The sequence below is a fragment of the Pseudomonas lini genome, from assembly GCF_001042905.1.
GTDB lineage: Bacteria > Pseudomonadota > Gammaproteobacteria > Pseudomonadales > Pseudomonadaceae > Aquipseudomonas > Aquipseudomonas lini.
Map to the genome: position 1 here is coordinate 78285 of NZ_JYLB01000003.1, position 9019 is coordinate 87303.

Annotated in this window: 7 protein-coding genes; 2 read left to right on the forward strand and 5 right to left on the reverse strand. The window is 59.1% G+C overall.

Going from position 1 to position 9019, the window contains the following annotated elements; translation table 11 throughout:
* Nucleotides 1-65: 65 nt before the first annotated feature.
* From TU81_RS09050 to miaE, 3 genes are all read right to left on the reverse strand, one after another.
* The gene (locus TU81_RS09050) at nt 66-1352 is read right to left on the reverse strand and encodes an ATP-binding protein (RefSeq protein WP_048394584.1); all 1287 of its coding nucleotides are present in this window, start codon (nt 1350-1352) and stop codon (nt 66-68) included.
* Nucleotides 1353-2060, reverse strand: a complete 708-nt coding sequence (locus TU81_RS09055; protein WP_038984134.1) for a winged helix-turn-helix domain-containing protein — start codon at nt 2058-2060, stop codon at nt 1353-1355.
* A 220-nt stretch (nt 2061-2280) separates the two neighbouring features.
* Complete coding sequence (gene miaE, locus TU81_RS09060) at nt 2281-2889, reverse strand: tRNA-(ms[2]io[6]A)-hydroxylase (protein ID WP_007906324.1); 609 nt, start codon at nt 2887-2889, stop codon at nt 2281-2283.
* Nucleotides 2890-3051: 162 nt separating this feature from the next.
* On the opposite strand from miaE, the gene TU81_RS09065 reads away from it, so the two are divergent.
* Nucleotides 3052-3915 (forward strand): universal stress protein, encoded by an 864-nt coding sequence (locus TU81_RS09065; protein ID WP_048394587.1) that lies wholly within the window; start codon nt 3052-3054, stop codon nt 3913-3915.
* A gap of 129 nt (nt 3916-4044) precedes the next feature.
* On the opposite strand, the gene TU81_RS09070 is transcribed toward TU81_RS09065, so the two are convergent.
* Entirely contained in the window at nt 4045-4515 is a 471-nt protein-coding gene (locus tag TU81_RS09070; RefSeq protein WP_048394589.1) for a DUF1289 domain-containing protein, read from the reverse strand.
* A 407-nt stretch (nt 4516-4922) separates the two neighbouring features.
* Here TU81_RS09070 and acnB point away from each other — a divergent pair, with 407 nt between their 5' ends.
* The gene (acnB, locus tag TU81_RS09075) at nt 4923-7523 is read left to right on the forward strand and encodes a bifunctional aconitate hydratase 2/2-methylisocitrate dehydratase (RefSeq protein ID WP_048394592.1); all 2601 of its coding nucleotides are present in this window, start codon (nt 4923-4925) and stop codon (nt 7521-7523) included.
* 137 nt (nt 7524-7660) lie between these two features.
* On the opposite strand, the gene TU81_RS09080 is transcribed toward acnB, so the two are convergent.
* On the reverse strand, nt 7661-8941 hold the full coding sequence (locus tag TU81_RS09080; protein WP_048394594.1) for a serine/threonine transporter: 1281 nt from the start codon (nt 8939-8941) through the stop codon (nt 7661-7663).
* Between the last annotated feature and the right edge of the window lie 78 nt (nt 8942-9019).

Here is a 9019-nt window from a genome sequence, read left to right on the forward strand (position 1 = left end):
AAACGACACAGATCAAATGTGGGAGCGGGCTTGCTCGCGAAGGGGCCAGTAAGCGCAATAAAAATCTAATCGACATGCGCCCAGGTCATTCGAAACGACGCCCCGCCCCATGGCGAATCCGTCACTTCCACTTGCCCGCCATGGGATTGCGACACCCGTCGCACCAGCGCCAGCCCCAAGCCAAACCCACCGGTGCGGCGGTCGCGGCTGGCGTCCAGGCGCGAGAACGGCTCGAAGATTTTCTCCCGCCCGTCCAGCGGCACGCCCGGCCCGTCGTCGTTGACCCGTACTTCGTAATGATCACCGGTGCGCACCAACGACACTTCCACCCGCTCGTCGGCGTAGCGAATGGCATTGCGCAGTAAATTGATCACCGCGCGGGCCATGAAGCGCGGTTCGATGCGAACTTCGTCGACCTGACATTCGACAATCAACAACTGCACCCCGGCGGCCTCAGCCTCCAGCGCAACGCTGCCAACCACGCTGTCGAGCCAGTTGCTGGCCTGAATATTCTCCCGCGTGATCACCGTGGCACCGCGCTCAAGGCTGGCGTACGTCAGCAGCTCGGAAACCATCTCTTCCAGCTCGCCGAGGTCGGCGTACATGTCGGCAATCAGTTCGAGATTCTGGGTCGCATCGGGTTGTTGCTTGAGCTGATCAAGTTCAAACGACAACCGCGCAATCGGCGTGCGCAGTTCATGGGACACCGCGTTGGTCAGCTCGCGCTGATTGGCGATCAGACCTTCGATGCGTGCCGCCATCAGGTTGAAGTGTTCGGCCAGATCGCGAATGTTCGAACGCTTGGACAACTGGATGCGCGACGACAGGTCGTTATCGCCGAATCGCTCGGCGGCCAGGCGCAGTTTTTCCAGATCGCGCCAGTGCGGGCGCACCCAGAATAACAACACGAAACCGATCATCACCGCGATCATCAGATAGGCCGCGGCAATGTAGAACGACATCAGGCTCGGCTCGGCCGGCAGTTTGATGCTGAGCAGCTGCGAGCCGTCGTCAATGCGCGAGATGAATTGCGTGTACGCGTCGCGAAACACCAGCAGGCCCTGGGCCAACTCGGCTTTTTCCTGATCGGTCAGGGACAGTTGATCGGTCTCGACCAGGGTCAGGCCCAAGCCGTAATGGGGGCGCACGGCTTCCAGTTGGCGCTCCCGGGCCGAACTGTCCAGGCCGCGCAACTGCTCGACCAGCGACCAGGCCTGGCCACGCCCCGCCTCTCGGTTGTAGCTCTGCATCTGACCGTCGAGAAGCGCATCGAACGTGCGCTCGACGGTTTGCAGGCCCAGTACCAGGCCAACCGTCATCACCAGAAACAGCCCCAAAAATAACCGCAGCATTTACAGCTCCCACGCAAACGGATTGAACAGGTAACCCTTGCCCCAGATGGTCTTGATGCACACCGGCTCGCGCGGATTGTCCTTGAGCTTGCCGCGCAATTTGCTGATGTAGACGTCGACGCTGCGGTTGAGGCCGTCGAAGGCGATACCGCGCATGCGGTTGAGGATGTCGTCGCGGGACAGAGTCTTGCCGGCGGCGCTGGCCAGCAACCACAGCAGTTCGAATTCCATGGTGGTGAGGTCAATGCCCTCACCCGCCAATCGTACTTCGCGGCAGCTGCGGTCGATGCTCAGATGGCCAAATTCCAGCGAGCTGCACACGCTGCTGTCTGGCACCTGACGGCGTTGCAAGGCGCGCAAACGGGCCAGCAGCACCGGTGGCTTGATCGGTTTGATCACGTAGTCGTCGGCACCGGATTCCAGGCCGAGGATGTGATCGAGGTCGTCTTCCTTGGCGGTGAGGATGACGATCGGCGTGTCGGATACGCTGCGGATTTCGCGACACACGTGCAGGCCGCTCTGGCCCGGCAGCATCAGGTCGAGCACCACGATTTTCGGTTTGAAGTCGAGGAAAGCGGCCAACGCGAGATCACCGCGGTGCACCTGTCGGACCTCGAAACCGTGTTGGGACAGGAAATGCGCGATCAGCCCGGCAAGCTTTTCGTCGTCTTCCACCAGCAGTACTTTGCCAAAACCCAGGTTATCCATAACGACCCGTTTGCCAACCCTTGAGTGAAGTGGCCGGCATTATGGCGCCAATCAAGGGCGGGACGGTTATCGCAGGCAGTAAAAACCGGCCACGGGGGCCGGTTTTTGGCGATGTTTCATTCTTTTAAGAGTTTTTAACATTTCAGACGCAAAAGATCGCAACGTGCGGGCGAAAGCGTCCTTGAGATCGCCTTCGCGGGCAAGCCTCGCTCCTACAAGGTTATGCAGCGGCTGGGACACCACTGTGAAAACGAAACTCCACATCCGGCGACTCGATCAACGCCTGCTCGGCGTCACGAACCTTGTCGATCACCTGGGCGATGTCCTTGGCGTCACCGTACTGGTAGGCCAGTTTCAGGTAACCCTGAAAGTGCCGGGCCTCGCTTTTCAGCAGTCCGAAGTAGAACTTGCCCAGTTCTTCATCCAGATGCGGCACCAACGCCTCGAAACGCTCGCAGCTGCGGGCTTCGATGAAGGCGCCAACCACCAGCGTATCCACCAGCTTCACCGGCTCGTGGCTGCGCACCACTTTGCGCAGCCCCGAGGCATAACGTCCGGCAGACAACTGACGCAGCTCGATCTTGCGCTTCTTCATCAGGCGCATGACCTGTTCGTGGTGCACCAGCTCTTCCCGGGCCAGACGCGACATCAGGTTGATCAGATCGACGTGGGAGTGGTATTTGGCAATCAGGCTCAGTGCCGTGCTGGCCGCCTTGAATTCGCAGTTTTTGTGGTCGATCAGCAAGGTTTCCTGATCGGCCAGCGCGGCCTGGACCCAGCCATCAGGCGTGCGGCAGCCGAGGAACTCGTGAATTTCGGGAAGGATCATGGGGCTCACGGATAAAAGGTACAGAACGAAGGGCGCCGATTATACCGGCCTGCCGACAGACCACCAGACGCCAACCGTTGATATGCATCAAGTCGCCGAATGCCGACCAGCAACTATAGTTGTCCAACGCAGTGTTTTTTACCTTCCAGGGAGATTCCGATCATGCAAGCCATTCGCAGCATTCTGGTGGTCATCGAACCCGAACATTCGGAGAGCCTGGCGCTCAAACGGGCCAAACTGATCGCTGGCGTGACCCAGGCCCATTTGCACCTGCTGGTCTGCGATAAAAAGCATGACCACGCCGGCATGCTGGGCGTGCTCAAGGCAGCGCTGTTGGAGGATGGTTACAGCGTCACCACCGAACAGGCCTGGAACGAAAGCCTGCAAGAAACCATCGTCGATGTGCAGCAAGCCGAAGGCTGCGGGCTGGTGATCAAGCAGCACTTCCCCGACAGTGCGTTGAAAAAGGCCCTGCTGACCCCGGCGGACTGGAAACTACTGCGCTCCTGCCCTACTCCAGTGTTACTGGTGAAAACCTCGAAACCCTGGACCGGCGGCGTGATCCTGGCGGCCATCGATGTCGGCAATATCGACGGCGAACACCGCACCTTGCATGCCAGCATCATCGATCATGGCTACGACATCGCCAGTCTGGCCAAGGCCCATTTACACGTGATCAGCGCTCACCCGTCGCCGATGCTGTCGGCGGCCGACCCGACGTTTCAACTAAAAGAAACCATCGAGGCCAGTTACCGCGAGCAGTGCAAGGCGTTCCAGGCCGAATTCGACATTGATGATGACCACTTGCATATCGAGGAAGGTCCGGCGGATGTGTTGATTCCGTACATGGCCCATAAATTGGGGGCATCGGTGACGGTGATCGGCACCGTGGCGCGGACCGGATTGTCCGGGGCGTTGATCGGTAATACGGCGGAAGTGGTGCTGGATGCGCTGGAAAGCGATGTGTTGGTGCTCAAGCCGGATACGGTCATGGATCATCTGGAGGAGATCGTGACCCAGCATTGAGATTTTCGGCGTCAGATAAATAGCCTTCGCGAGCAAGCCCGCTCCCACATGGGATCTCCATTGGTCATGAAATTTGTGAACGACACAGATCCAATGTGGGAGCGGGCTTGCTCGCGAAGCTTTTAAGATTTAACCGCCAAAGGCATCCTTGAGAAACCCCGGCGCAATGTAGCGCTGGTAATGCGCCTCAGACAGCAGGAAAAATTCCCGATCAATGGCATCGCGCAGTTCCGGCAGGTTCCAGTCGCGAAACTCCGGCAGCAGCACCATCCCGTAGGCTTCCAGATTGTTGATGACCCGCGCACCACGGGCGATCAGCTGGTATGCCCAGCAATACTCCGACTGATGCGGCACAAAACGGATCTTGCGCTGCTCCAGCTGCAGACGCAGCAACGCAGGATCGAAAATCTCTACCTTGCTGGCCATCACCTGCGACAACAGTTGCTCAAGACGCAGCCACACCGCGCGTTTTTCTTCCTCGTTGTAACCGTTCCAGTGAATCACTTCATGGTGGAAACGCTTGCAGCCACGGCACACCAAATCACCGTAAACAGTGGAGCAGAGGCCGACGCAAGGGGTCTTGATGGTCTGATTGGGCATAGGTAGGCAAAACACGGGAAAGCAGAACAGGTCGGCATGTTAGCCCTTTGTCTAAGAATCATCACCCCTCAAAGTTCAGGGGCTAACTTACGTTTATTTTTTTTTTGCCGTAGAATCAGCCAGCCTTTTAAGGCGCCAATGTCCGTTAGAAGCTGTTTTCAAAGCGTCACGAGCACAGTCGTTCCTTCAGAGCGGTGTTGGCGAAGGGTTTTTCAGCGGTGAAAAACCTGACGCCAACCCTCATCAGCTCCCCGTTCTGCAGGCGTAAAACTTTGAAAGCAGCTTCTGTAAGGAATTGCCGGTAATTCTGGCTAAGCGGCCCACAACGCCACGCAGCGCATGAGTACGGCCATTTCGGGATGAGCGTCCCGGACACCCATTTGGGACCACTGATGAGGGTAATAACTGTGCTTGAAGCCTACCGCAAACATATCGAAGAGCGTGCAGCACTGGGTATCGTTCCCCAGCCGCTTAACGCCGAACAAACTGCAGGCCTGGTCGAGCTGCTGAAGAATCCCCCGGCTGGCGAAGAAGCCTTCCTCGTTGACCTGATCACCAATCGCGTTCCGCCAGGCGTGGACGAAGCTGCCTATGTAAAGGCCGGTTTCCTCTCTGCCCTCGCCAAAGGCGAAGCCAAATCCCCTCTGATCGACAAGAAACGCGCTGTTGAACTGCTCGGCACCATGCAGGGTGGCTACAACATCGTGACGCTGGTCAATCTGCTGGACGACGCCGAACTGGCACCAGTCGCCGCCGAAGAACTCAAGCACACCCTGCTGATGTTCGATGCCTTCCACGACGTCGCTGAACGCGCCAAGAACGGCAACGTTCACGCCAAAGGCGTGCTGCAATCCTGGGCCGACGGCGAGTGGTTCAAGAACCGCCCTGTGCTGGCCGACAAGATCAGCCTGCGCGTGTTCAAGGTGACTGGCGAAACCAACACCGACGACCTGTCCCCTGCTCCTGATGCCTGGTCCCGCCCGGACATCCCGCTGCACGCCCTGGCCATGCTGAAAATGGCTCGCGACGGCATCGTGCCGGACGTGCAAGGCTCCATCGGTCCGATGAAGCAGATCGAAGAAATGCGCAACAGCGGCTTCCCGATCGCCTACGTCGGTGACGTGGTCGGTACCGGTTCGTCGCGTAAATCGGCCACCAACTCGGTGCTGTGGTTCTTCGGCGACGACGTTCCTTTCGTGCCGAACAAGCGCGCTGGCGGCTTCTGCTTCGGCAGCAAGATCGCTCCAATCTTCTACAACACCATGGAAGATGCCGGCGCTCTGCCAATCGAATTTGATGTGACCAACATCAACATGGGCGACGTGATCGACCTGTACCCGCACGCTGGCAAAGTCTGCAAGCACGGTACCGACGAAGTCATCACCACCTTCGAAATGAAGACCCCTGTGCTGTTGGACGAAGTCCGTGCCGGCGGTCGTATTCCGCTGATCATCGGCCGTGGCCTGACCGACAAGGCTCGCGCCGAACTGGGTCTGCCAGCGTTCGACCTGTTCAAGAAACCGGATGCCCCGATCGAAAGCACCAAGGGTTTCACCCTGGCGCAGAAAATGGTCGGCAAGGCATGCGGCGTAGCCGGTGTGCGTCCAGGCACCTACTGCGAACCGAAGATGACCACCGTGGGTTCTCAGGACACCACCGGTCCAATGACCCGTGACGAACTGAAAGACCTGGCGTGCCTGGGCTTCTCCGCTGATCTGGTGATGCAGTCGTTCTGCCACACCGCGGCTTATCCAAAGCCGATCGACGTGACCACCCACCACACCCTGCCTGACTTCATCATGACCCGCGGCGGCGTTTCCCTGCGTCCGGGCGACGGCATCATCCACAGCTGGCTGAACCGCATGCTGCTGCCGGACACCGTCGGTACCGGTGGTGACTCACACACCCGTTTCCCGATGGGCATTTCGTTCCCGGCCGGTTCCGGTCTGGTCGCATTCGCCGCTGCCACTGGCGTGATGCCGCTGGACATGCCGGAATCGATCCTGGTGCGCTTCAAAGGCAAAATGCAACCGGGCGTCACTCTGCGTGACCTGGTTCACGCCATTCCTTACTTCGCGATTCAGGCTGGCCTGCTGACCGTCGAGAAGAAAGGCAAGAAGAACGCCTTCTCCGGCCGCATCCTGGAAATCGAAGGCCTGGACAACCTGAGCATCGAACAGGCTTTCGAGCTGTCCGACGCCTCGGCCGAACGTTCGGCTGCCGGTTGCACCATCAAGCTGTCGAAAGAGTCGATCACCGAATACCTGAGCTCCAACATCACCCTGCTGCGCTGGATGATCGGTGAAGGCTACGGTGATGTGCGTACCCTGGAACGTCGTGCTCAAGCGATGGAAGCCTGGATCGCCAACCCTGAGTTGATGGTTGCCGATGCTGACGCCGAATACGCTGAAATCATCGAAATCGACCTGGCCGACATCAAAGAGCCTGTGCTCTGCGCGCCAAACGATCCGGACGACGCCCGTCTGCTGTCCAGCGTTGCTGGCGAGAAGATCGACGAAGTGTTCATCGGTTCGTGCATGACCAACATCGGTCACTTCCGCGCTGCCGGCAAGTTGCTGGAACAGGTCAAAGGTCAGCTGCCAACCCGTCTGTGGCTGTCGCCGCCGACCAAAATGGACGCTCACCAGCTGACCGAAGAAGGCTACTACGGCATCTACGGCAAGGCCGGCGCACGCATGGAAATGCCAGGCTGCTCGCTGTGCATGGGTAACCAGGCACGTGTAGAGCCGAACTCGACTGTTGTGTCGACATCGACCCGTAACTTCCCGAACCGTCTGGGTGACGGCGCGAACGTCTACCTGGCTTCGGCCGAGCTGGCGTCCGTTGCGTCCATCCTGGGTCGCCTGCCGACCGTCGAGGAGTACATGGAATACGCTGGCAAGATCGACAGCATGGCGGCCGATGTTTACCGCTACCTGTCCTTCGACCAGATCGCCGAGTTCCGTGAAGCTGCTGCGAACGCCAACATCCCGGTCGTTCAAGCCTAACGTTACAACGCAATAAAAAACGCCGCCCATCGTGAGATGAGCGGCGTTTTTTTTTGCCTTCAGGAAGACCGCGTTATCGTTCATCGCGGGCAAGCCACGCTCCCACAGGGTATTCAGAGTGCCCGGAAGATTGGCACTCAAGCAGTCAGGGAGTAGATCAACGCCGAAATCGCCACCAGGCCCACCGCCGTCACGAAGACGTTAGAGGCTTGACCACGAAAGCGCGCCATCGCCGGAACCTTGCGGATCGCGTACATCGGCATCAGGAACAGGATCGCCGCGATGATCGGGCCACCGAGGGTTTCGATCATGCCGAGAATGCTCGGGTTCAGCGTGGCAACGATCCAGCAGACCACCAGCATGAACGCCGCAGTCATGCGGTCCAGCGTCTTCGGTGCCGGGCGTTTGCCGCTCTTGACGATCAGGCCCTTCAAACCTTCGCTAGCACCGATGTAGTGGCCGAGGAACGACTTGGAAATGGCCACGAAAGCAATCAACGGCGCCGCGAAGGCGATGGTCGGGTTGCTGAAGTGGTTGGCCAGGTACGACAAGATCGACAGGTTCTGCGCCTTGGCTTCCGCCAGTTGTGCCGGCGACAGGGTCAGCACGCAGCTGAAGACGAAGAACAGCACCATCACCACCATCAAGATGTGGGCGCGGGACAGGATCTGCGAGCTGCGCTCTTCGGCATGCGCGCCGTAGCGACGCTTCTGATCCACCGCGAACGCCGAGATGATCGGCGAATGGTTGAACGAGAACACCATCACCGGAATCGCCAGCCACAGGGTGTGCAGCAGCGCCGACGACTCCGGCAATGTGGTTGCGGTGCTGAGGATGCCGCCATTCCAGTGCGGAACCAGGAACACCGCCAGGAACAGCAGCGCGACGATAAACGGATACACCATCAGGCTCATGGCCTTGACGATCGCCTGCTCACCGCAACGCACCACGGCCAGCAGGCCGAGAATCAATACGAACGACAGCACGGCGCGCGGTGGCGGCATGATGTGCAGTTGATGTTCGAGGAAACTGCCCACCGTGTTGGTCAGGGCCACGCTGTAGATCAGCAGGATCGGGAAGATCGCGAAGAAGTACAACAAAGTGATCAACGCGCCGGCCTTGATGCCGAAATGTTCTTCCACCACCTCAGTGATGTCGGCGCCTTCGCGGCCGGACAACACAAAACGGGTCAGGCCACGGTGGGCGTAAAACGTCATGGGGAATGCCAGCACTGCCAGGATCAGCAGCGGCCAGAAACCGCCCAGCCCCGCGTTGATCGGCAAAAACAGGGTACCGGCCCCGATTGCCGTGCCAAACAGGCCCAGCATCCAGGTGGTGTCATGGCGATTCCAGCTTTCTAGGCTCGCTGGTGTTGCCGCTACATAGCGTTCGTCGACGCTATTGGCCTGATCATTCATCGGGTCGGATCTCCGCTTTCCGGTCACTTGCCACCCGGTCAGGACGAGTCGGAAAACCCGACAGGCAGCGCCCTGGCC